Origin of the sequence: Streptomyces sp. LBL, assembly GCF_029893585.1 — a bacterium.
Taxonomy (GTDB): domain Bacteria; phylum Actinomycetota; class Actinomycetes; order Streptomycetales; family Streptomycetaceae; genus Streptomyces.
Genome location: NZ_JARXYX010000012.1, coordinates 35,178 through 57,062, shown reverse-complemented (window position 1 = coordinate 57,062; position 21,885 = coordinate 35,178). Strand labels below are relative to the sequence as shown.

15 protein-coding genes are annotated in these 21,885 nt (G+C 69.8%); 3 read left to right on the top strand and 12 right to left on the bottom strand.

Annotated features, from left to right (window positions below; all coding sequences use genetic code 11):
- Positions 1-193 precede the first annotated feature (193 nt).
- From M2271_RS16540 to M2271_RS16530, 3 genes are all read right to left on the bottom strand, one after another.
- Positions 194-778: a TetR/AcrR family transcriptional regulator gene (locus tag M2271_RS16540; protein WP_280887982.1), complete on the bottom strand. Its 585-nt coding sequence runs from the start codon at positions 776-778 to the stop codon at positions 194-196.
- A 137-nt stretch (positions 779-915) separates the two neighbouring features.
- Positions 916-2,265, bottom strand: coding sequence for a jacalin-like lectin (locus M2271_RS16535; RefSeq protein WP_280887981.1), 1,350 nt, complete (start codon positions 2,263-2,265; stop codon positions 916-918).
- Between the two features lie 226 nt (positions 2,266-2,491).
- Positions 2,492-4,864, bottom strand: a complete 2,373-nt coding sequence (locus M2271_RS16530; protein WP_280887980.1) for a M4 family metallopeptidase — start codon at positions 4,862-4,864, stop codon at positions 2,492-2,494.
- 369 nt (positions 4,865-5,233) lie between these two features.
- Between M2271_RS16530 and M2271_RS16525 the strand changes: the two genes are divergently transcribed.
- On the top strand, positions 5,234-6,568 hold the full coding sequence (locus tag M2271_RS16525; RefSeq protein WP_280887979.1) for an MFS transporter: 1,335 nt from the start codon (positions 5,234-5,236) through the stop codon (positions 6,566-6,568).
- Here M2271_RS16525 and M2271_RS16520 read toward each other — a convergent pair.
- From M2271_RS16520 to M2271_RS16480, 9 genes are all read right to left on the bottom strand, one after another.
- A complete protein-coding gene (locus tag M2271_RS16520) occupies positions 6,515-7,315 on the bottom strand; it encodes an ABC-2 family transporter protein (RefSeq protein WP_280888113.1) in 801 nt (266 codons plus the stop codon). The genes M2271_RS16525 and M2271_RS16520 overlap by 54 nt on opposite strands.
- Before the next feature lie 5 nt (positions 7,316-7,320).
- A complete protein-coding gene (locus tag M2271_RS16515; protein WP_280887978.1) occupies positions 7,321-8,124 on the bottom strand; it encodes an ABC-2 family transporter protein in 804 nt (267 codons plus the stop codon).
- On the bottom strand, positions 8,124-9,119 hold the full coding sequence (locus tag M2271_RS16510) for an ATP-binding cassette domain-containing protein (protein WP_280887977.1): 996 nt from the start codon (positions 9,117-9,119) through the stop codon (positions 8,124-8,126). The genes M2271_RS16515 and M2271_RS16510 overlap by 1 nt, the downstream gene beginning before the upstream one ends.
- 175 nt (positions 9,120-9,294) lie before the next feature.
- Positions 9,295-12,201, bottom strand: a complete 2,907-nt coding sequence (locus tag M2271_RS16505) for a glycoside hydrolase family 2 TIM barrel-domain containing protein (RefSeq protein ID WP_280887976.1) — start codon at positions 12,199-12,201, stop codon at positions 9,295-9,297.
- A gap of 12 nt (positions 12,202-12,213) precedes the next feature.
- Positions 12,214-13,080, bottom strand: coding sequence for a carbohydrate ABC transporter permease (locus M2271_RS16500; RefSeq protein WP_280888112.1), 867 nt, complete (start codon positions 13,078-13,080; stop codon positions 12,214-12,216).
- Positions 13,081-13,091: 11 nt separating this feature from the next.
- Complete coding sequence (locus M2271_RS16495) at positions 13,092-14,060, bottom strand: sugar ABC transporter permease (RefSeq protein WP_280887975.1); 969 nt, start codon at positions 14,058-14,060, stop codon at positions 13,092-13,094.
- 23 nt (positions 14,061-14,083) lie between these two features.
- A complete protein-coding gene (locus M2271_RS16490) occupies positions 14,084-15,346 on the bottom strand; it encodes a sugar ABC transporter substrate-binding protein (protein WP_280887974.1) in 1,263 nt (420 codons plus the stop codon).
- A 333-nt stretch (positions 15,347-15,679) separates the two neighbouring features.
- Positions 15,680-16,924, bottom strand: a complete 1,245-nt coding sequence (locus M2271_RS16485; RefSeq protein WP_280887973.1) for an ROK family protein — start codon at positions 16,922-16,924, stop codon at positions 15,680-15,682.
- A gap of 203 nt (positions 16,925-17,127) precedes the next feature.
- Positions 17,128-18,381, bottom strand: a complete 1,254-nt coding sequence (locus M2271_RS16480; protein WP_280887972.1) for a D-arabinono-1,4-lactone oxidase — start codon at positions 18,379-18,381, stop codon at positions 17,128-17,130.
- 259 nt (positions 18,382-18,640) lie between these two features.
- Between M2271_RS16480 and M2271_RS16475 the strand changes: the two genes are divergently transcribed.
- A complete protein-coding gene (locus M2271_RS16475) occupies positions 18,641-19,960 on the top strand; it encodes a radical SAM protein (protein WP_280887971.1) in 1,320 nt (439 codons plus the stop codon).
- 309 nt (positions 19,961-20,269) lie between these two features.
- Entirely contained in the window at positions 20,270-21,778 is a 1,509-nt protein-coding gene (locus M2271_RS16470; protein WP_280887970.1) for a cellulose-binding domain-containing protein, read from the top strand.
- The last annotated feature ends 107 nt before the right edge of the window (positions 21,779-21,885 follow it).

Sequence of the window (21,885 nt, the reverse complement as noted above, 5' to 3'; positions counted from 1 at the left end):
TCGCCGGCCACGCGGGCTCCGGCGCGTACGGTGATGTGACTGGGGGAGCCCCCAGTGAGAGTACGGCGACGTGACTGGGGAAGCCCCCAGCCTGGTCCGCGACGAACTCCTCGCCCAGCACCTGGTGCCCGAGGGCCTGGTGCGGGTGAGGTGAACGCCTGGGGCGCTCCGACCGGAACCGGGGTGCCGCAGGTCAGTCGGCGTGCTTCTGCTCGCGGGGCCAGTTCTCAAGGGCGATGTGCAGGGCGGCGATCGTCTTGTCCCAGGACGCCCGTACGTCGCGGGCGGCGGCGAAGCCGCCGGAGGACTCCAGGGCGCAGTAGCCGTGGAAGGTGGCGCGCAACAGGCGTACGGCGTCGGTGAGATCGGGCTCGTGGAGGTCGTACGCGCGGAGCATCCCGTAGGTGATCTCGGCGGTGCGGCGCATCGCGGGGGAGTCGGCGACGAGGGACTGGTCGACCTGGATCGAGGTCGCGGCGTACCGGCCCGGGTGCTGGAGGGCGTACTCCCGGTAGGCCCCGGCGAAGGCGGCGAGCGCGTCCCGGCCCGAGCGCCCCGCCACGGCCACCGCGATCCGGTCGATCATCTCGCCGCCGACCAGCAACGCGAGCCGGGTGCGCAGGTCCTGGAGGTTCCTGACGTGCGAGTACAGGCTGGCGTCCTTCACACCGAAGCGGCGGGCCAGGGCGGAGAGACTGACGTTCTCCAACCCGACCTCGTCGGCGAGATCGGCGGCCGCCGCGACCACGCGGTCACGGGTCAGGCCGGCTCTGGGCATGGAGGGCCTACCTCTGTGTCGGTCATCAGCAACCTAGAGGCTCTAGGCTATCCCCTGACCAGGCAGAAGGGATGCCCGACCGGATCGGTGAGAACCCGCGCCCTGGTGGCCTCATGAGTCGGCTGGCGAACCCTGCGTCAGCCGATCGGCGCGTACACCACCCCCAGCTTGTCGATCTCGTCGCCCGACCGGCCCGTGAAGCCGGTGATCTGCCAGCCCGACGGGGCCGTGAATGTCTTCGTGTCCGTGGCCGGCGTGCCTGCGGACAGGGTGCGGCCCTTGTCCGTGGCGAAGGCCGCCGAGAAGATCCGGGTCCGGCCGTCCTTCTGGCCCTGGGTCAGTTTCACGGACGTGAGGTGTTCACCGGAGGCGAGGGCCAGGGAGGACGCGGTGCCGCCTGTGCCGCCGTGGGAGAGGACCGTACCGCCGTCCAGGGTGAGGGAGACCGTGTTCAGGCGGGTGCCTCCGCGCAGGGTCAGGGTTCGGGGGGAGGGCGCCGCAGGCAGGTCGTCGGCGTCGTTGAACGCCGTGCCGTGCGGGCCGCCGTAGAAGTCGCTCGCCTTCAGGGACGAGTTGAGGGTGTAGGAGAAGTCGACGGTGTGCGGGAAGTGGTCCGACAGGTTGCCGCCGGCGGAGTCCAGGAACGACGCCCACTCGTTGTTGTAGCGGGTGGCGGACAGGGTCAGCAGCTTGCTGCCTCGGTAGAGGACCTTGTCCACCACCTCACAGTCGTTGGTGGGCGCCGTCGTCGGGCAGAGCAGCGCGTCCGCGCCCTGGGTCGGCCGGGCGCCGCCCTTCGCCAGCTTCACCCACGCGTCGGTCAGACCGTTCTCGTCGGCCAGGGTGCGGATGTTGTCGCCGGAGCGGGTGTAGCGGGTGTTGGTGTCACCCATGACGATCACCGCGTTGCCGGAGGAGTTCGCCTGGATGAAGTCGGACAGCTGCTCGACGTTGGCCCGGCGGGCGGCCAGCGCGTCGGCCGTGTCGTCGGCGTTCGTGTGCACGTTGTACAGGTCAACGAAGACGCCCTCGGCCAGCCGCACCCGCGCCAGCGAAAAGCCCTTCGGAGTAAGGCAGTTGGTGCCGGTGCAAGAGTTCCACTTCACCCGCTCGAAGTCGTCGAAGGCGAGGTCCGAGAGGGTGTTGAGGCCGTCACCGAAGGGCACACCGCCGCTCGTCGCGGTGCGGTACGGGTGGTTGTCCCCCGCGTACAGCGTCTCGTGGTAGTTGAAGTCCTCCTGGACGTTCACGATGTCGTAGGCCGCCAGGCGCGGGGAGACCAGCGGGGTGTTCGTCTCCGGGTGGCCCGAACTCAGGCCCTCCGGCAGGCCCGCGACGTTGTACGTCAGGACGTTGAACGAGCCGGTGGTGGCGGCTGCGGAGGGGGTCGCGCCGGTGGCGGCGGCTGCCGCGGGGGCCGGTCCGGTGGCGGCGAGGCCGGTGACGGCCAGTGCGGCGACGGTGAGGGCGCCAAGGAGTCGTCTCATGGTGGGGGCGTCTCTCCGGTGGGAGGAAGGGGGGGCGGGGAAGGCGAGCGCTGTTCAGGCTTACGCCAACCAGCGTGAACGGCAAGGGCAGTTGGGGAAACAGTGAGAGACGAGGTGACCCGCCGAGCCCGGGTCGGCCACCGCTCACCCGCCAACGACGTTCCGCCCCGCCCGGTGCGACACCGGGCGGGGCGGAACCGGCAAGGGCCGTGGTGGAGGATCCGACTCAGAACGTGAGCTTCCAGCTGTCGACGGTGCCGACGTCGGCCGAGTACACGTCCTGGACGCGGAGCTTCCACGTGCCGTCGGCCGGTTCGGCGGACGCGTCCACGGTGTACGTGGTGTGGATGTCGTTGCCCGAGTCGCCGCTGAAGTTCTTCAGCCGGTACGCCGTGCCGTCGGGTGCCACCAGGTCGATCACCAGGTCACCGCGGTAGGTGTGGAGGATGTCGACGGTGACCTTCAGGTCGCTCGGCGCGTTGCCGGTGCGGCCGGTCACGACGAGCGGGGACTCCACCGGATCGCCCGCGTCCGGGATGTCGACGTCGCCGGGGTTGACGAAGAAGTCGCCGCCGGACGGGATGACGGTCCAGGAAAACGTCGTGGACCTGTTGTCCGTCTGGCCGTCGACGCCGACCGTGACCGTGGGCGTGAAGTCGCCCGCCGCGGTCGGTGTGCCGGAGACGATCCCGGTGGCGGCGTCGATGGACAGCCCGCCGGGCAGCCCGGTGGCCGAGTAGGTCAGGGCTCCGGCCCGGCTGGTGGCGGCGGAGATCCGCAGCGAGGCCGGCTGGCCGACGGCGGCCTCCTGGTCGCGGGGGGCCGTCAACGCGATGTGGTCGACGAACCGGGAGCCCACGTTCACGGCCGCCCAGGCGTTGCCCACGGCCTCGTACGCCTCGCTGGACCGGCCGAACAGGTCGGCGGCGGCTTGGAGGGTCGCCTGGCGGGCGTCCGCGTAGTTCGTGCTGGACGTCATGTACGTGGTCAGCGCCCGGTACCAGACGTTGGTGGCGTTGTGGAGTCCGATGCCGGCGGCGGGGAGACCGTCGTAGGTCGGGCTGTCATAGGCGACGCCGTTGACGGTCCGGCTGCCGCTGCCCTCGGAGAGCAGGTAGAAGAAGTGGTTCGCCACGCCGGAGGAGAAGTGCACGTCGAGCGAGGCGGTCCCGGGCGACCACCAGTCCTGGGAGGCGCCGATGGGGCCGGCGTCCTTCGACGGCTTGTCCATGTAACGCAGCGGCGTACCGTCGCCGTTGATGTCGATCAGCTCGCCGACCTCGTAGTCGGGAGTGTCGCTGGGATTGTCGGCGAAGAACTCCACCGCGGCGGCCATGATGTCGCTGGTCGCCTCGTTGAGCCCGCCGGACTCGCCGCCGTAGATGAGGCCCGCGGTGCTCTCGGTGACGCCGTGGGACATCTCGTGGGCGGCGACGTCGAGGGCGGTCAGCGGGTTCGCGTTGCCCGCTCCGTCACCGTAGGTCATGCAGAAGCACCCTTGGTACCCCCACATCGCGTTGCTGTAGTTGTTGCCGAAGTGGACGCGGGAGTAGGCCTCCCGGCCGTCGTTGGCTATGCCGTTGCGGCCGAACCGGTCGTGATAGAAGTTCCACGTCTCCTGGGCCCCGTACGCGGCGTCCACGGCTGCCGTCTTGGGGTCGGCCGCCGTTCCGTCGCCCCAGGTGTCGTCGGCGTCGGTGAAGGGCGTGCCGGTGCCGGCCGTTCCCTGCTTCAGGTCGAACGTCTTGTGGTTGCGCTGCGCGTCGTACAGCTCGAAGCCGTCCGTGCCGCGGGTGCTGGCGATGTCGACCTTGCCGCTGAACTGTCCGTGCCCGGTGCCGGTCCGGACACCCTCGAACTCCCGCAGCGTCTTGCCGCTCTTGGCGTCGGTGACGACGTGGAGCTCGCTGGGCGTGCCGTCCTTCTGGACGCCGGTGACGACGGACTCCCACGCGAGCGTCGGCGTTCCGTCGGCCGCCCAGACGACGAGCCGCGGTGCCGCGTCCGCCTCGGCCTTCCGGGTGCCCTCGGCGCCGGCGGCCTTCAGGGCGGACTTCCTGGCCGTCGACGCCGGGACGGCGGCCCTGGTGGTGGGCACGGTGATCGGGGCGTCGGTCGCCTTGGTGACGGTCCGGCTGTCACTGTGCTGATGGATGATCAGGTCACCGCCCAGGACCGGCAGTTCGGCGAACGTGCGGTTGTAGCGGGTGTGCACGGTGCCGTCGGCGTCCTTGACGACGTCCTTCGGTATCAGCTCCTCCTTGGCGCCCAGGCGCAGGGCGTCGGCGGTGGAATCACTGGTGTCCTTCGCGGACTTCAGCAGTCTGGCGCGCTGGGCGGGAGGCAGCGTGACCGGCGTCGCGCCCGGCTTCGGCTTGGCGGCGATCTTCGCGGGGCTCGACGAGCCGGGGGCCCCGGGGCCCGGTTCGGCGTTCGCGCCGGAGGTGGGGAGTGCCGCGAGGAACAGTGCGGCGGTGAGAACCAGCGTGCCCGTCGCGCCGCGCAGGCGCGCAGAACGGCGTACGGAGGCTTGTGAAGGGGTGTCAGTGGAGGGAGAGTTGGAGTGGGGGCTTCTGTGAGGACCTATGTCGCTCGTCACTCAGACTCCTTTGACCGCGTTGTGGGGTTCCTGTGAAGGTGGCCGTGCGGAGTGACGATGCTGGCACTGAAACGTATGACTTGTCAGCAGTGGATCAGACCATTGTCCGGAAACCGGGTCTTGCGTTTCACCCTTCCCGATCGCACGCTCGTGATCACGTGCGCCTTTACACGGCTGGAACAAACGGGCCACACCGGCAACTTCAGCCACTCGCTCGTCAAGTGACGTTCAGGAAGCATGAGTTCGAGCTGAGCAGCAGTCGGCGCCGCGTCCTCTTCTCGGCATTCGGCGCACGCGGAAAGTCATTTTCGCGCGGCCCCGGGGGGCTCGTAGGGTTGCCCGGTCGGCAGGCCGGAACCGGGGAGAGGTATGACGCACGAGGCGCGGAGCGCGGAGGAACCCGGGCGGCAGCGCGCAGTCGGCGGACCTCGCACGGGCCCTCCCGGCAACCGACCGCAACCCCTGTGGCGGCAAAGGGACTTCGGGGTCTTCTGGGCCGCGCAGACCCTCTCCGTCCTCGGTGACTCCTTCGCCCTGATCGCCCTGCCCCTGCTGGTCCTCCAGGCCACCGGCTCCCTCGCCCGGATGGGCCTGCTCACGGCGGTCGGCGGGGTGGCCTCCGTGCTGGCGGCGGTGTTCGCCGGGGCGCTGGTGGACCGGGTGGACCGCCGTCGGCTGCTGATCGCCTGCGACCTGGTGCGCCTGGTGCTGTACGGCGTGATCCCGCTGGTGTGGCTGTTCGGGCCGCGGGTCTGGCTGCTGTACGTGGTCCTGCCGCTGTGCGAGGCCGTCGGCATGCTGTTCGCCGTCGGTTACGTCACCGTCGTCCGCGGCCTGGTCGGCACCGCGCAACTGACCGAGGCCAACGGGCGGTTGAACGCCACCGCCGCCGCGGCCGGGGTGCTCGGACCGCTGTGCGCGGGTGTGGTGGCCGCCTGGACCGGACCGGCCGCCGCGGTGGGCGTCGACGCGGCCAGCTTCGGCGTGTCCGCGGCTTGCATGCTCTTCGTACGGTTCGCCGCGCGTTCCGGGGACGACGGCGGCCCGGCGCAGCGGGCGAGCCTGTGGCAGGACCTGCGCGCCGGGATCTCCTTCCTCCACGGCCACCCCGTGCTGCGCTCACTGACCGCCCTGCTGTTCGTCTTCAGCTTCCTCACTCTCGGCCTCAACGACCTGGTCATTTACCACCTCAAGCACGATCTCGGCCACGACGACGGCACGGTGGGCACCGTCATGGCCGTCGGCGCGCTCGGCACGATCACCGGTGCCCTGCTGGTGGCCCGGTGCCGTCGCCGGCTCGGCTTCGGCCCGACCTGGACCGGCGCGGTCGCGGTGAGCGGGCTCGCCTTCGCCGGACTCGGCTGGGCCGGGGAGGTGCCCGTCGTCGCGGCTCTCAGCGCCGCCTTTCTCGCCTGCGTGGCCATCGCGGGCACCTGCTCCATGTCCCTGCGTCAGGAGGTGACCCCGGAGCCCCTCCTCGGCCGGGTCACCGCCGCCTTCTGGACTCTCCAGTACGCGGCGGCCCCGATCGGCGCGGCCGTCCTGACCTGGGCCGCGGAACGACAGGGCACGGCCCCGGTCGGTCTGGTCGCCGGCGCCGCCTGCGTCCTGATCGCCGTGGCCGCGCTGTTCACGCCGATACGGCGGTCCTCACGCGTTCACCCCCGCATAGTGCGCGAGGCCCCGCCGCCACAGCAGCCGTGACGCCAGGTACGCCAGCGCGCCCAGCAGCGGGGACGCCGCCGCCAGCCAGTACGGGACGCCGGTGCCGTCGCCGTGGCCGGTGAGGACGGCGGCCGGGAAGTACGCGACGAACGCGAGCGGAAGGGCGTACGTCAGGAAGCCGCCCACCGCCCTCGGCAGCACGTTGAGCGGGTAGCTGCCGAACGTGCCGAGGAGTTCCTCCAGCCAGGTGGCCCAGTAGCCGGCCGCCGGAAAGCGCAGGGAGGCACTGGCCAACGCAGTGAACAGGGCCGCCTCCAGGAGCATGCCGCCGATGATCGCGGCGATCAGGTAGGAGATCCGGACGGACGTCCAGTCGAGATGGCTGCGGCTGAGCGCACCCGCCATCAGGCCCGCCGCGACCGTCAGGTCGCCGATCGCGTTGGTGGGGAAGGAGGAGAGCTGGACCTGGCGGTGCACCGGCATGGGGCGGGTCAGATACACGTCGATCCGCCCTTCCTGGATTTCCCGGACGATGCCGAACATCCGCCCCAGCACCAGCACGAACAGCCCGTGCGCGAGCATCCGCGTCGCCGGGATCAGCAACACCTCCGAACTGTCCCAGCCGCCCATCCCGGAGAACCGGGAGAGCAGCACCGTCGCGAACACGATCACCGACACCTGCCAGATCGCACCGATCGCGATCATCAGCAGGAACTCGGAGCGGTACTCCAGCTGGGCACGGAAGTTGAGACGCGTGATGCGCCACACGAGCCGGACGGCTTTCATGGGCATCAGCCTCCCTGGGAGATGACACGACGGGCAGCGCGGTGCCACAGGAACCGGGTGAACAGGGCGAGCAGCACGACCCAGGCCGCCTGGATCGCCAACTGGCCGGCCGCGTCCGACAGCGGGATACGGCCGACGTAGAGGGACAGCGGCACACTCAGCGTCGCCTGGAAGGGCATGAAGGCGCTCAGGGTCACGAACCAGTCCGGGAAGAACCACAGCGGCGCGTACACCCCGGACAGCAGGTTCTGGGCGAAGATCAGAATCATGACGGCCGCGTTGTTGCGCAGCGCCCAGAAGCACCACTGGTCGGTGACGAGCATGACGTAGTACAGGACCCACTGGCCGAGCAGCAGGCTCAGTGCGAACACCGCCGCCACCGCGGCCGACCGGGGCGGCTCGACCACTCCGGCGGCGAGACAGACCGCGTATCCGCCCAGCGCCCACGCGAACCCGTACACCTGCTCGCCGAGGGCCCGCAGGGCGTAGTACCGCTGGGGCGGCAGCGGGCGCAGGTACCAGTAGATGATCGTGCCGTAGTGCATGTGCTGGATGACGGTGTCCCGGCCCGCGTACTGGTCCAGCTCCCGGAGCCGGGAGGCGAGTACGGCCAGCACGGCGTACGTGACCGCCTGGTCGCGGCTGAGTCCGGCGGTGGTGCCGGTGTGCGCGTACAGGCCGCGCCACAGGGACGCCACCAGCACCACCTGTACGGCCAGCCGGATCAGGACCGCGGTCATCCGGGGCGGGGTGTGCAGCTCGCCGAGCGGGGTGACTCGGGCGGCACGCCAGGCGTGGAGTACGGCCATCACGCCGCCCCCGCCTGGACGTAGGCGGCCCGCATCACGTCCTCCAGGTCGGCCTCGTCGATGGCGACGCCCGTCACCTCGTACCGTTCGATGACCGTCTTCAGGGCCTGGTGCACGGAGGGCGCGTCGGGTCCCTCGGGTCCGAACACGACCTGGGGTCCGTCCTGCCGCAGTACCGCGATCCCGGGCAGCCCCGCGACCTCGGTGTGCGCGTCGGCGAAGGTCGCCCGTATCTGCCAGGTCGAGCCGAACGTGCGGCGGATCTCGTCGAGGCTGCCGTCCAGGACCAGCCGGCCGTGGTTGATCAGGACGACCCGCTCGGCCAGCCGCTCGACCTCGGTCATGTCGTGCGTGGTGAGCAGGACCGTACGGCCACGCTCCTCGACCTGGTACCGCAGGAACTCCCGCACCTGCTCCTTGACCACCACGTCCATGCCGATGGTCGGTTCGTCGAGGAAGACGACCGGCGGGTCGTGCAGCAGGGCGGCCGCGAGGTCGCAGCGCACACGCTGGCCCAGGGAGAGATGGCGGACGCGGGTGTCCCAGAACGAGGAGAGGTCGAGGAGATCGTCGAACTCCTTGAGGCGGGTGGCGTGTTCGGCCTTCGGCACCTCGTAGATGTCCCTGAGGATCGAGAACGACTCGCGCACCGGCAGGTCCCACCACAGCTGGCTGCGCTGCCCGAACACCGCGCCGATGTTACGGGCGTTGCGTTCGCGCTCCTGGTACGGCACCACGCTCGCGACCCGGGCCTCGCCGGAGGTGGGCGTGAGGATGCCGGTGAGCATCTTGATGGTGGTGGACTTGCCCGCGCCGTTCGGGCCGAGCAGGGCGAGGAGTTCGCCGGGGGAGACGTCGAAGGTGATGTCGGAGACGGCGTGTTTGGCGACCCGCTCCGGGTTGACCAGGGAACGGAGCGTTCCGGTGAATCCGGGGCGGCGGACGGTGGTGTGGAAGGTCCGGGACAGGCCACGCACCTCGATGCTGGCACTCAACCGACATCACTCCCTTTGTCTGTGAACTCGTCTGTGAACTCGTCTGTGGTCTCGTCCGCCGTGTCCGTGAACGTGTCCGTGAACGCGCCGCGGCCGGTCGGCGGGAGCGCCGACCGGCCGCTGACACCTCACGACAGTCGCAAAATGTCGATCAATCCGTCAATGGATTAATCGATCAACGAGTTGGACTGTTCGCTGCCGAGAACACGAAGGAGAACTCCGCCGGCTCGACCCGCAGCACGTACTGCGGCAGCGGGCCGGGACCGCAGGACTGCGAGCCGATGCCGTGCTGGCCGTGGTCGAGGTTGACCCACACCCGCGCGGCGGAGCCGCTGTCGGACGCCGTGCCGGCCGTGAGGTCGGTGAGGTGGGTCGCCGCGTCCAGCTGCTCGGTCGTCCAGCGCCGGGCGCCGAACCAGAACTCCGGGTCGCCCTCGATCCGCAGTCCGCCGAGCTCCGCCCAGCGGACGTCGGACCGGGCGCCGTTCTCCTGCGGGCGCACGTACGGCGTCTGCAGCTCGTCCACCGAGGACTCCCAGCGACCCAGCATCGAGGCCGCCTTGGTGTCGGGGTAGCCCTCGCCGGGGCCGCCGCCGAACCACTGCACCCGGTCGGCCTCGGCGAGCCCGAAGCGGATCCCGAGCCGGGGCAGCGGCACCGTCCACTTGCCCTGAGGACTCACGGACACGGTCAGCCGCAGCCGGTCGCCGTCCGAGGTCCAGCGGTAGACCGTGCTCAGGCCCACCTCGCGGGCCGCGGGCGCCACCCGGGTCCGTACCGTCAGCGCGTCCTCGCCCACCTCCACCGCGTCCAGGCGGTGGTGCACGCGGTGCAGGCCCAGGTCCCGCCACAGCGCGGCGTAGCGGGTGCCGGAATGCCATTCGACGCCGTCGTCGTTGTCGGTGGGCGCCCGCCACACATCCAGCTTCAGACCCTCCACGGAGACTCCGCCGATGGTCCGCACCGCACCGGTCCGGGCGTCGAAGGAGGCCGGGCCGAGCGTGATCAGCCGATCGCCGGGCACGGGCCGGCCGGTGGGTGCGACGGACGGCACCGCACGGGGGGCCGCCGGGAACTGTCCCCAGGCGACCACATGGTCCTTCTGCGCCCATGAGGTGTCGGCCGCGAGCAGTGCCCGCACCGTCCACCCGGACTCGCCGCCGGGCGCCTGAGCGGGCGGCTCGGGCAGCTTCACCTCGGCGGACTCACCGGGAGCGAGCGCCGGGACGTTCAGGGTGCCCGCCTCGATCGTCTCGCCGTCCACCTGGTACGACCACTCGAAGGCCAGCGCGGACAGATCGGCGAAGTCGTGCCGGTTGCTCACCCGTACGGTGCCGTCCGCGCCGTGACCCTCGAAGCGGACCGGCTCGATGACCTTCTTGAACTCGATCAGGCCGGGGGAGGGCCGCCGGTCGGGGAAGACCAGTCCGTCGCAGACGAAGTTGCCGTCGTGGAGTTCCTCGCCGAAGTCGCCGCCGTAGGCGTAGCCCAGCTCCGGGTGCCGGACGCCGTGGTCGATCCACTCCCAGACGAAGCCGCCCTGGAGCCGGTCGTACGTCTCGAACAGGTGCTGGTAGTCGGCGAGTCCGCCGGGGCCGTTGCCCATGGCGTGCGCGTACTCGCACTGGATGAAGGGGAGCCGGCGCCGCTTCTCGGTGCCGCCGTCCAGGCCCTGGCCGATCTTCTCGACCTCGCCGTGGAAGGCGTACATCCGCGAGTACACGTCCGTGTCCCGGCAGTTCCAGTCGCCCTCGTAGTGCACGAGCCGCGAGGAGTCCCGGCCGTGGATCCACTCGGCCATCGCGGTCAGACCGCGGCCGGTGCCGGCCTCGTTGCCCAGCGACCAGAAGACGATCGAGGGGTGGTTCTTGTCCCGCTCGACCATCCGCGCCGCGCGGTCCAGAAGAGCCGGGGTCCAGCGGTCGTCGTCGACGGGGTTGTCGCGCCAGTCCTGCTCGGTGAAGCCGTGGGTCTCCAGATCGCACTCGTCGATGACCCACAGGCCGTACTCGTCGCACAGGTCCAGGAAGGCCGGGTGCGGCGGGTAGTGGGAGGTGCGGACCGCGTTGATGTTGTGCCGCTTCATCAGCAGCACGTCCTCGCGCATGGTCTCCAGGTCGAGCGCGCGGCCCATCTCCGGGTGCCACTCGTGCCGGTTGACGCCCTTGAAGAGGACCGGCTCACCGTTCACCTTGATCAGGCCGTCGTCGAGGGCGACGGTCCGGAAGCCGATGCGCAGGGGGATGCGCTCGCCCTCCGTGACCAGCTCACCGTCGTACAGCTTCGGCGTCTCCGCCGTCCACGGCAGCACCCCGGCCGTCACCGACTCGCCGGTCGCGACGTCGATGCCCAGGGCGGGCACGAGCACCCGGCCCGCCACGTCGGAGTCGACGCGCAGGGTGCCCTCACCGCTGGTGTGGTCGTAGGGGGCGTGCACGAAGAAGTCGAGGGCGCTGCCCGCCGGGCGGTGCAGCAGGGTGACGTCCCGGAAGATGCCGGGCAGCCACCACTGGTCCTGGTCCTCCAGGTACGAGCCGGCCGACCACTGGTGCACCCGGACCGCGAGCACGTTCCCGGCGGGCTTCAGCAGATGGCCGACCGCGAACTCGTGCGGCAGCCGGGAGCCCTTGAACTCACCGATGTCCGTGCCGTTGAGCCAGAGCCGGGCGCAGGACTCCACGCCGTCGAAGCGGAGCACCACCCCGCCGTCCGCGGGCCAGCCGGACGGCAGGTCGAAGACCCGCAGATGGTCACCGGTCGGGTTCTCGGTCGGTACGTGCGGCGGGTCCACCGGGAAGGGGTAGAGGTGGTTGGTGTAGATCGGCGCCCCGAAGGCCCCGTCTCCCTGCAGAACCCAGTGGCCGGGGACCGTGACCTCGGCCCAGTCCCCGGCGTCGTACCCCTCCTCGGCGAACGAGTCGTCCTCGGCGTCGGCGGTCGCCGACAGACGGAAGCGCCAGCTACCGTTCAGTGACAGTGACTGCGCGTCCGAGGAGGCGTACCAGGTGCGGGGCGGGAGAGCCCCGGCGCCCGGTGAGACGTCCTCGACGTAGTCGACGGCGGAGGTCGTGCGGAATGACATCGGTCTCCTTGCTCAGCCCTTGATGCCGGTCTGTGCTATCCCCTGCACCAGCCAGCGCTGGAGGAAGAGGAACACGAACACGAGGGGCAGGATGGATATGGCCGTGGCCATGAAAATCAGATGGAAGTTGACGGTCTGGTTGGTCATGAAGGAGGAGAGCGCCACCTGGACGGTCCAGGAGCTGGGGTCCTGGCCGATGACCAACGGCCACAGGAAGGCGTTCCACCCGCTGATGAAGGTGATCGTGGCGATCGCCGCGAAGAAGTTCAGCGAGTTGGGTACGACGATCCGCCAGTACGCGCCCCAGTAACCGAGCCCGTCCACACGTGCCGCCTCCTCCAGCTCTTTCGGGAACCCCAAGAAGTACTGCCGGAAGAGGAAGCAGGTGAAACCACTGAACAGGCCCGGAATGATCAGTCCCCGGTAGGTGTCCACCCAGCCGAGGGAGGAAACCAGCACAAAGCTCGGCACGAAGGTGACGGCCGTCGGAACCATCAGCGTCGCCAGGACGGCGTAGAAGACCTTGTTGGCATGCCGGTAGGGGATGCGGGCCAGGCCGTAGCCGGCGAGGGAGCACACCAGCAGGGTACCGAGGGTCATCAGGACGGCGACGATCGTCGAGTTCCACAGGGAGCGGCCGAACTGGACCGTCTGGTCGTCGAAGAGTTCGGAGACGTTCCCCCACTGGAAGGAGGGGAGCCACTTCCAGTGCTCGCCCGTGATCTCGGGGTCCGTGGAGAGGGAGTTGCGGAGGATCAGGTAGAAGGGCAGCAGGAAGAGCAGGGCGGCGACGCCGACGGCGACATACAGCCCTGTGCTGCTGAGGACGCCCCCGTGCTTCCTGCGGTCCGTGCCCGGCTGCGGTGTGGTGGTGGTCACTGGTGTGGTGGTCACTTGGACTCCTCCCCCCTTCCGAAGCCCATGATCTTGCCCTGGGCCAGGGTGACCAGGCAGATCAGCAGCGACAGGATGACCGCGCCCGCGCTGCCGGCGCCGTAGTCCTGGCTCGTGCCGAGGGCCGTCTTGTAGAGCTCCATGAGCGGTGTCTGGGCCCAGGTCGCCTTGGTCCCGATGAGGTTGAAGAACTCGTCGAACGCCTGGTACGCGGCGACCAGCAGGAGCAGGACCACGGCGGTCGAGGTGGCCCGCAACTGGGGCAGCGTGATGTACCGGAAGGTCTGCCAGCCCGGCTTGGCGCCGTCGATGGCGGCGGCCTCGTACAGCTCCGCCGGGATGTTCTGCAGCGCCGCCAGGAACAGGATCATGTAGAAACCGGCCTGCAGCCACAGGCGCAGCGACACGATGACCACCCAGTACCAGGGCGGGCTGGGGTTCGAGAGATAGGCGACGTTGTCGGCGCCGAACCATCCCAGGACCGTGTTCGCCAGGCCGAAGCGGACTCCGTTGAAGATGGACATCTTCCAGATCAGCGCGGCGGCGACGTAGGAGACGGCGGTCGGCAGGAAGAACACCGACCGGAAGAACGCCCGCATGAACCGCAGCCGGTTCACCAGCAGCGCGAGACCCAGCGACAGCGCCCAGGTGGTGGGCACGATGAACGCGGCGAACGCGGTGAACGTCAGCAGCGAGTCGGGGAAGCTGCTGTTGGTCAGGATCTGCTTGTAGTTGTCGAAGCCGATGAAATGGCTCGGCGTGACGGTGTAACGGGCGTCGAAGAAGCTGAGCCAGACGCTCCACCCGATGGGGACGAAGACGAAGATCACCAGGCCGATCAGGAACGGCCCGGTGAACAGCCAGAAGTTGAGGGTGGCGTTGCCCCGCAGGCCCCGCCGCGGCCGGGCCTGGGAGGCCTTGACCGGGGCGGGCTTGGCGACTCCGCGCGCAGTGGTGGTCGACATGATGTCGTGATCCGTCCGCCGGCCTATCCGAACAGCTTCTTCAGTTCCACGCTGACCCTTTTGTCGCAGGTGTCGAGCGCGGCCTCCGGGTTTTCGTTCTTGCGGATGGAGGACGCGATCACGTCGGCGAAGGCGGTCTGCATCGTCTGGTCGTAGGCGATGTTGTCGAAGTGGCCGTAGTCCGTGAAGAGCTTGACGCCCTCGGCGGGCAGGCCCGACTTGAGCTTGGTGGCCTCGTTGGCTATCGAGGTGCGCGGCGGGATGTGGAAGCCGTACGAGGTGGCCCAGTCCTCCTGGTACTTCTTCTGGTCGATCCACAGCCACTTGACGTATTCCTTGGCCGCGTCGACGTTCTTGCCCTTGGCGTTGACGAACATCGACCAGCCGCCGTTGTAGACGGACTGCTTGCCGCCGGACCCGATCTTCGGGAACGGGAAGACGCCGAGGTCGTCGCCGAGCGCCTGTTCCATGGCCGGCATGGACCACATGCCGCCCCACTGGATGGCGCACAGGCCCTGGTTGAGCGAGGACGGGTCCCAGAAGTCGGTCGGCGCGTCCAGGAGCACGTTGCCGCTGGTGAACAGCTGGCGGAGCTTCTTGAGGCCCTCGACGACGCCGTCCGTGTGGTAGGCGATCTCGTTCTTCGCGCTGATGGTGTCGGCGCCGGCGGACCAGATGATGACGTTCTGGATCGCCGAGAAGTCGTTGCCGAGGAAGACGCCCTTGACCTTGTCGGTGGTCAGCTTGGCGGCCGCCTCCAGCAGCTCGTCGAGGGTGGTGGGGACGTCGACCTTGGCCTTCTCCAGCATCGACTTGCGGTAGTAGAAGAACTGCGGGTCGTCGATCATCCGGATCCCGTAGATCTTCCCGTCCACGGTGTGCGACGTGATGTCGGCCGGGTTGAAGTCGTCCTTGACCGGGTCGATGAGGTCGCTCAGGTCGGCCACCTGACCGCTCTTGACCATCTGCAGCTGCGGGTGGAACTCGAAGACGTCGGGCGCCTGCTTGGTGAGCAGGGACGAGAACAGCTTGGCCTCGAAGTTGTTGCCGGTGATCCAGTTGGTGGTCACGTCGGCCTTGGAGTAGGCCTTCGCGTACCGCTTGATGGCCTGCTCCGTTCCCGCCTCGCCGTACGCGTGGAAGTACTGGACCAGGCCGGATCCGGAACCACCGCTCGCCCGCCCGGTGTTGCCTCCGCAAGCGGCCAGCCCGCCCGCGGCGGTCAGGCCCAGGGCGGACCGCAGAACGGTGCGGCGGTCCCAGTTGCTGTTGCTCAATGCCGACATGGTGACGTCCTTGTCTCGAGTCCGGCTGTGGCTCAGTCGTTCAGCATGGATGGCTGAAAAAGACGGTTGCGGAGCCGGACGTTAACCTTCGGCTAAGGCTTCGGCAAGGGGTTGGACGAAGTCTGTTTGAAGCGTTGTGTAGCGTTCGGGATGCCGGACGGGATCGCCGGGACGTGGCGTGTTTTCGCCGGGCCACGGCACGTGATCGCAAGGGCGTGGCACGTGATCGCCGGGCATCACGACGGCGCACGCGTCAAGAAGACGGTGCGTCACGCAGCGCGTACGTCACACTGCGGAGGCGTCACGCAGCGCGTGCGTCACGAAGCGGGTATGTCACGAAGCAGGTGCGATACGGCCCCTCGTGCGGACGGAGCGCTTGGGGCTGCGCTGGCTCACCGACTGGAGTGCGCCTTCGAGCGCGAAGGTCGCGGCGCCCAGGCACACCGGGTCGGTGGGGATGGGGGAGAGGACGATCTCGGTCGCGGCCAGGGGCCGGGGCAGGGCGTGCCGGGCGACGGCCGCGCGCACCTCGGCGACCAGGGGCTCGCCGAGCGTGGCCGCGACCCAGCTGCTGAGCACGACCATTTCGGGGTTGAACAGGTTGATCAGATCGGCGATACCGGCGCCGAGGTAACGGGCGGTGGCGTGGACCACCTTCAGGGCCACCGGATCGTGCGCGGCGACCCCGCGGGCCAGCGCGTCGATGGTGGCCGTCTGGTCCTCCGGGTGCAGCAGTGCGCTGACCGGGCTCAGCTCCCGCAGGTTCAGCATGATGCCGGGCGCACCGACGTACGTCTCCACGCAGCCGTGGTTGCCGCAGTGGCACAGCCGGCCGTCCAGGACGAGCGTGGTGTGGCCCCACTCGCCGGCGCTGTTGCTCACCCCCCGATGCAGCGCGCCGCCCAGGACCAGTCCGGCGCCCACTCCGGTGCCGAGGTTGACCACCACGGCGTTCCCGCGTCCCCGTGCGGCCCCGAACCACAGCTCGGCCACCGCGGACGCACGCAGCGGGTTGTCCAGGTGGAGGGGGTAGGCGATGTGCTCGGTGAGCAGGTCGAGCAGGGGCACGTCGTGCCAGTCCCAGTTGGGCGCGTACTCGGAGATGCCGGTGACGCGGTCCACCTGGCCCGGCACGCTCACGCCGACGCCGAGGACCCGGGCACCCTCGATCCCGGCCTGCGTGACCACCGAGCCGACCGCGGCGGCGACATGGGCGACCACCTGCTCGGGCAGGCTCTCGCCGGGGCGCACGTCCTCGTCGGCGCGGGCCAGCACGTTCAGCGCGAGGTCGAACAGCTCGACATGGACGTACGTCTCGGCGATGTCGACGCCGATCAGCGCACCGCCCGACGCGTTGACGGCGATCAGACCCCGGGGGCGGCCGCCCGCCGAGTCCTCGAACCCGACCTCCGTGATCATCCGCAGGTCGAGCAGCTCGCCGACGAGCGTGGCGACCGTGGCGAGACTCAGGCCGGTGGCGGCCGCCAGCTCCTGCCGGGAGGTGGGAGACGCGGCGATGATCTGGCGCAGCACCTCGTAGCGGTTCGCCGTACGGATGTCACGTGAGGTGCGCTTCACCGGTCGGCCCCCATCCCTTCGGATCCATGCCGGGACAACGTCGGCACCGGCGCGGCGTAAGGCTATGGGCAGCCGAGGACTTTCGACAAGGGGTTAGGAAAGGGGCTTTATAAAGTCGGAGGGACGGTCGGTGGAGACGGTCGGCAGGGACCCGTCAGTAGGGAGAGCCAGAGGGACAGCCAGAGGGACTGTCAGAGGGACTGTCAGAGGGACAGGACGTCCCGGACGAACTCGTTGGCGAATTTCCCCTGCGGATCCAGCCGACGGGCCAGCGCCGCGAAGTCGTCCAGCCGCGGGTACCGGCCGCGCAGCACCGCCGACGGGGCGGTGAACACCTTCCCCCAGTGCGGCCGCGCGTCGAAGGCGTCCAGCGCCTCCTCCAGCCGCCCCACCACCGGCAGCACCGCCGCCGTGTCCTCGACCCAGGTGAAGTGCAGCGCCACCGTGTCCCGCCCGTACGCAGGGCTCAGCCACTGCTCGTCGGGGGCGACGGTCCGTACCTCGCAGGTCTGCAGCACGGGGGCGAGCGTCGTACGGATCGAGTCCAGGGCATGCAGGGCGTCGAGGGCGTAGGGCCGGGGCAGCAGGTACTCCGACTGCAGCTCGGCGCCGCTGCTCGGGGTGAACTCCGCCCGGAAGTGCGGCAGCCGCTCATGCCACGGCCCCGGCACCCCGAACTGCTCGGTGCAGTTGACGGCGGGCATCCCCGGCACCGGGTGCATCTTCTCGGTGGCGGGCGCGGCCCACGGGAAGTCGGGCAGGGGCTGGTCGGTGCGCCGCTTCAGCCACACCTGCCGGAAGCCCGGCGCGCGCCAGTCGGTGAACAGGCTGACGCTGTACGCGCTCGCCATCACCGTCTCGAACGTTCCGACATCCAGACCGGCGAGGGGGAGTTCGGCGAACACGTGCTGCTCGACGTCGAACGAGGGCTCCACGTCGAGAGTGAGCGCGGTGACGACTCCGAGGGCGCCGAGCGAGGTGACCGCACCGCCGAAGCGGGCATCACCTTGTCCGATGACGACCGTCGAGCCGTCCGCCGTGACGATCTCCACCTCGCGCACGGCTGACGCGAGCGAACCGTTGCCCACGCCCGAACCGTGGGTGCCGGTCGCCACCGACCCGGCCACCGAGATGTGCGGCAGGGACGCCATGTTGGGCAGCGCGAACCCGTGGCCGTGCAGCCGGCGGGCCAGTTCCGCGTACCGGACGCCGCCGCCCACGCGTACCGTACGGGCCGCCGCGTCGACGTCGACCTCGGCCGGCAGCGCGGCCAGCGACAGCAGGAGGCCGTCGGCGCCCGGCTCGGCGATCGTGTTGAAGGAGTGCCCGCTGCCCAGCACCCGCACCCTCGTGTTGTCGGCCACCAGGGCGGCCAGCGCGCCGAGCGAGTGCGGGCGGTGCAGTTCCTCGGCCGTGTAGGTGATGTTGCCGGCCCAATTCGTCACGGTCTCGGACATCGCGTCGCCCTCCCTGGAGTGTCGAGAACCTGGCCGGTCGAGAACCGAGAGCCATGATCCACGGGTGGAACGTACCTCGGCCGGTGATCCGCCGCCCACCGGGTACTGATCATCCGGAGGGTGACGCGCAGGGTCCCGATCCCGGTGAGACCCCATGTGACCAGGCAGGTCGAGCGGCACGAGGGACCCGGCACGGCTCGCACGGCGGCGAGGGCATACCGTGAGGAGTCGTACGTCCGCACCGTGAGGAGACAACAGGATGGGCAGCCGTACTGCGCTGGTCGAGGATCTGATGGAGCGGTTCCCGCACGTACCACGGGAAGCCGTCTTCAAGGAGGATCTGCTCCGGGGCGGGCTGGCCTTCGACCCGTCGGCCCTCAGCGACAACGAGGCCGGGGACGTCAAGCCGAAGTCGTACTTCATCTTCTCCTTCGACCACGGCACCCTGCCCGAGCTGGGCGAGGCCGCGCTGAGGCGTCCGCCCGAGGAGATCATCCTGACCGGCGGCCCGTACGACCTGCGGCGGACCGTCGTCTCCGTACGCGTGAACCCGTCCTCGCCCTACCGCGTCGCCGCCGGTGCGGACGGTGTGCTCGGGCTCTACCTCGACGGGAAGCGGATCGCCGACGTCGGTGTGCCGCCCATGCCCGAGTACTACCGGCACACGCTCGCCAACGGAAAGTCCGTCATGGAGGTCGCCCCGACCATCCAGTGGGGCTACCTGATCTACCTGACCGTCTTCCGGGTCTGCCAGTACTTCGGCGCCAAGGAGGAGTGCCAGTACTGCGACATCAACCACAACTGGCGCCAGCACAAGGCGGCCGGGCGGCCGTACACGGGCGTGAAGGACGTCGAGGAGGTCCTCGAAGCCCTGGAGATCATCGACCGGTACGACACCGCGAAGGCGTCCACCGCCTACACGCTGACCGGCGGCGCGATCACCAAGACGATCGCCGGGCGCGACGAGGCCGACTTCTACGGCCACTACGCCAAGGCCATCGAGGAGCGTTTCCCGGGCCGCTGGATCGGCAAGGTCGTCGCCCAGGCGCTGCCCAAGGACGACGTGCAGCGGTTCAAGGACTACGGCGTGCAGATCTACCACCCCAACTTCGAGGTGTGGGACCGCCGTCTGTTCGAGCTGTACTGCCCGGGCAAGGAGCGTTACGTCGGCCGCGACGAGTGGCACAAGCGGATCCTCGACTCCGCTGACGTCTTCGGCGCCCGCAACGTCATCCCCAACTTCGTGGCGGGCGTGGAGATGGCCGAGCCCTTCGGCTTCACCACCGTCGACGAGGCGATCGCGTCCACCACCGAGGGCCTGCGCTTCTTCATGTCGCACGGCATCACGCCCCGCTTCACCACCTGGTGCCCCGAGCCCACGACCCCGCTCGGCAAGGCCAACCCGCAGGGTGCGCCGCTGGAGTACCACATCCGGCTGCTGGAGGCCTACCGCGCCACCATGGACGAGTTCGGCCTGTCCTCACCCCCCGGTTACGGTCTGCCCGGTCCGGGTCGCGCGGTCTTCTCCGTCAGTTCTTTCATGGACAGCCTTCCGGCGGAGGACTCGACCCCGGTATAGCGGATTCCGTCCGGTGCAGGGGGTTCAGCTCCGGTATGGCGGATTCTGTCCCGGTGCGAGGGAATCGGCTCCGGTATGGGGGATTCGGCCACGGCGTACAGGATTCGGCCACGTACGGATGAGTCGTCCGGCGGTCCGCGTCCGTACTGCAGGCCGGAGTTGTGGGGGTGCGGCAGTCTGTCATGACATGTGAACAGGGCGCTTGTCAGTTGTGCGGGAGGCGTGAAAGGCTCGCCTCCTGCCGTGAGGTACCCCCCAACTTCTTTGCCAATATGGCGAGTTGACCTCACTTGTGACCGCAGGAGACCCATGCCCGACCTGCCGACTCCCCAGGACACCGCCGAGGCAGCGCTGCTCTCGGAGTGCTGGGATGCCGTGCTCTCCTACGCCGACCTGTGCACGTCCGGATCCACCGCGGCCACCCAACTGGCCACGGAGGCTTTCTCCCTGGGCATGCGCGAAGCCCGTGACGCCCAGGCCGTTCCCGCTCGCCGTGCCGGCCGCCGCCCGGCCCGCCTGCCCAGGATCCCCCTGCTGCTGACCGCCGTACGCAACACGGCGGCGGCCTGGGAGATCCAGGGCCACGGCCACAAGCTCGACCCCGAACTGCGGTTGTGGCTCAACTCCGACAATGCCGCCCGCTACACCGGCCCACCGCTCCGGCGCCCGCTCGCGCTGCGCGGGCTGCGCGACCTTCAGGAACCGGACGCGGCCCTGCTCTGGCTGGCCGAGGTGGAGGCGCTGCCGCTGCCCGTCGTGGCCCGTCGGCTCGGCCTCGATCCGGCCGTCGTCGGCGAGGAACTCGCCCAGGTGCGGGACCTGTTCCGGGATCGCTGTCACCGCGCCCACCTCGACACACCGATGGACGCGCAGTGCCGCAGCTATGCCCGGCTGCTCGACGCGGTCACCCGGTCGCCCGCCGCCGACACCCCGAACGACCTCTCCCGGCACCTCGCGCGGTGCGTGGAGTGCGCGGAAGCCGCCTCCTGTCTGCGACTGCACGGCGGCGGCCTGCCCGGGGCGCTGGTCGGCGGGGTGATCGGCTGGGGCGGTCTCGCGTACCTGGAGCGCCGCCGCCGGGCCGCCGAGGTACGCCTCGGTGCCGGGCGCCCGGGCCCGGCCGACAGTGACCTGCCCCCGAACCCGGGCGCGCACAAGGCGCGTGTCGTGCGCAATGGGCTCCTGGTCGCGGCCGTCCTGGTGTCCCTGCTGGCGCTGGGCGTGTCGATGATGCCGGGCGGCACGGACAACAACGGCGCCACGTCGCCCGGCGACGGCGACCGTCAGCCGGTGGCCGGCCCCGGCCCGTCCTTCTCGTCCACCGTTTCCACCCCGTCCACGGTTGCGCGCTCCACCAGCTCCCCGAAGCCGTCGGACCCCGGGACCTCGGGCACGCCCGGCACGTCCGAGAAGAGGGACCCCGGCGCCACGGTCCAGGGCACGGCCTCGTCCACCGCCCCCGGCGGCGACCCCGACAGGACCGGCCCCGACCCGGCCGAGGCCGCGACCTGCAGCGTCACCTACGACATGGTCAACCAGTGGCCCGACGGCTTCCAGGTCACCGTCACCATCAGAACCGAAAAGGCCCTCGATTCCTGGCGGGTCGCCTGGTCCTTCCGCGACGGCCAGAAAGTCGGCCAGATGTGGGACGCGAGCTTCACCCAGAACGGCTCCCGCGTCACCGCCACCGCCGCCGCCTACAACAAGAAGGTCCCCGCGGACGGCTCGCTCGACCTCGGCTTCCTCGCCTCCTGGCAGGGCAAGAACTCCCCGGCGTACGACTTCACGCTGAACGGGCAGAGCTGCACGAAGGCTTGAGGGCGTGGGCCGCGACTGAGGGCACCGGTCGCGGCTGAAGGCACCGGTCGCGGCTGAGAGCGGCGGCCGCGAGAACGTCGGCGGGGGAAAACGCGTTGACGGGCCAC

Bases quoted from the DNA above. Each gene is read 5' to 3' on its own strand.
- M2271_RS16540 (WP_280887982.1), bottom strand. From the start codon at position 778: ATGCCCAGAGCCGGCCTGACCCGTGACCGCGTGGTCGCGGCGGCCGCC.
- M2271_RS16535 (WP_280887981.1), bottom strand. From the start codon at position 2,265: ATGAGACGACTCCTTGGCGCCCTCACCGTCGCCGCACTGGCCGTCACC.
- M2271_RS16525 (WP_280887979.1), top strand. From the start codon at position 5,234: ATGACGCACGAGGCGCGGAGCGCGGAGGAACCCGGGCGGCAGCGCGCA.
- M2271_RS16520 (WP_280888113.1), bottom strand. From the start codon at position 7,315: ATGAAAGCCGTCCGGCTCGTGTGGCGCATCACGCGTCTCAACTTCCGT.
- M2271_RS16515 (WP_280887978.1), bottom strand. From the start codon at position 8,124: ATGGCCGTACTCCACGCCTGGCGTGCCGCCCGAGTCACCCCGCTCGGC.
- M2271_RS16505 (WP_280887976.1), bottom strand. From the start codon at position 12,201: ATGTCATTCCGCACGACCTCCGCCGTCGACTACGTCGAGGACGTCTCA.
- M2271_RS16495 (WP_280887975.1), bottom strand. From the start codon at position 14,060: ATGTCGACCACCACTGCGCGCGGAGTCGCCAAGCCCGCCCCGGTCAAG.
- M2271_RS16490 (WP_280887974.1), bottom strand. From the start codon at position 15,346: ATGTCGGCATTGAGCAACAGCAACTGGGACCGCCGCACCGTTCTGCGG.
- M2271_RS16480 (WP_280887972.1), bottom strand. From the start codon at position 18,381: ATGTCCGAGACCGTGACGAATTGGGCCGGCAACATCACCTACACGGCC.
- M2271_RS16475 (WP_280887971.1), top strand. From the start codon at position 18,641: ATGGGCAGCCGTACTGCGCTGGTCGAGGATCTGATGGAGCGGTTCCCG.
- M2271_RS16470 (WP_280887970.1), top strand. From the start codon at position 20,270: ATGCCCGACCTGCCGACTCCCCAGGACACCGCCGAGGCAGCGCTGCTC.